Consider the following 1,324-nt stretch of genomic DNA (forward strand, 5'->3'; position numbering starts at 1 on the left):
AACTGAGCGCCGGCACCACCGCCTGAAGGCGGTGGGTTCGGGGCGCGCCCGTCGACTGAAGTCGACTCCGTGGGCGCGCCGTTTCTTGACCCGCCATCACGGCCCTTCGAGGCCGCCGCCTTTTAGGCGGTGGTCATTCACGAAAAACAGGTCAAAACCCCCGCATTCATGCGGGGGATAGTCCGCTTCGGCTACGCCTCCTGAAGGCTTCGCCTAACGGCGAGGGTTTTCACCCATCCCCGAGGGGAGACAATAAACTATACTTCAGAGCTGCCGGCCTGCGGGCTGGGTTCGCCTATTGGTGGTGCAGAAAGCGCTGGTAGTCGCCCTCGATTCGCGCCGACAATTCGTTTGTGAAGGGCTCCCATTTGGGACCCGCTTCAAGCTCCTTCAACTCAGCTTCAAGGTCGGCGAGCCGTCGCTCGGGATTCCCGAGACTCCATTTGCCAGACTTCACTTGCTCGATATCCCGTGCGATTCGCTCAGCGACCCCTTCATGAGTTTCTAGCGTATTCTTCGACTCCCACTTGCTGACGTCCACTCTCCGTATGGAGAATGACTGCTCTATGCGCTCGGTGTCGCTGCTGTGTATGAACTTGCCGGTCATTTCCCCGAAGTCGAGCCTGAAGCTTTGGCTGAGCAAGTCGACCTCGGCAACCGTGTACTCAGGGTGGGCCAGCTCCCACCGCTCTTCTATCTGTCGGGCCTTCGCGCGGCTTGCTACTGTGCGCCACACCACGATCAGCACGATCAGGGCGATTGCCCATTCCACGGCCGAACGCTTTCACATCCCGCGTAGCGCTGCAAGGCGTGCGCCCAACTGGTCTCCAGTGAGTGCCTGGCGAGTGCAGTACGGAACGGTGCGCTGTCGCACGAGCAAGCAAGCGTGATACTCCGCCTCTGAGGCAATCCCTCCAGGTTCCGCTATACGCTTGTGGGCGAGCCTGCTTGGGCACCTCGACGGCTTCGTCAACACGGTCACCGGCCTCGCCATGGCCGCCTGGGACAAGGCCGCGAACGTCCGCTTCGAGGCTCGTGCCGGCCGGGCCGACCGCTACCTCGATAGACTGGCGCGAACGTAGAAGCACCAGTCTAGGTCTAGGACAGCCATTTCATTGTGGCGGCTGACGGTAGGTCTAGGACAGCCATTTCATTGTGGCGGCTGACGGCGACCGACGGGAAACGTCGCGTGTGGCCAGCCTGGTCCCGCGTGTGCGCAGCCCGGGCCGCAACGCCTCGGTCAGGCCGGCCCCGGTGCGCATGCACGCCTGCGCCGGATCGCAGTGGCTTGAACTCAGGCTACCCAGCTAGCGAACTAGCCGCT

2 protein-coding genes are annotated in these 1,324 nt (G+C 62.5%); one reads left to right on the forward strand and one right to left on the reverse strand.

Going from position 1 to position 1,324, the window contains the following annotated elements; genetic code table 11:
• Positions 1–295: 295 nt before the first annotated feature.
• A complete protein-coding gene (locus MJD61_04150) occupies positions 296–748 on the reverse strand; it encodes a hypothetical protein (GenBank protein MCG8554468.1) in 453 nt (150 codons plus the stop codon).
• A 184-nt stretch (positions 749–932) separates the two neighbouring features.
• Here MJD61_04150 and MJD61_04155 point away from each other — a divergent pair, with 184 nt between their 5' ends.
• Positions 933–1,082 carry a hypothetical protein gene (locus MJD61_04155; GenBank protein ID MCG8554469.1) on the forward strand — a complete coding sequence of 50 codons (150 nt, stop codon included), beginning with the start codon at positions 933–935 and terminating at the stop codon, positions 1,080–1,082.
• Positions 1,083–1,324: the final 242 nt, after the last annotated feature.

It is taken from the genome of Pseudomonadota bacterium, from assembly GCA_022361155.1.
Taxonomy (GTDB): Bacteria; Myxococcota_A; Polyangia; order Polyangiales; family JAKSBK01; genus JAKSBK01.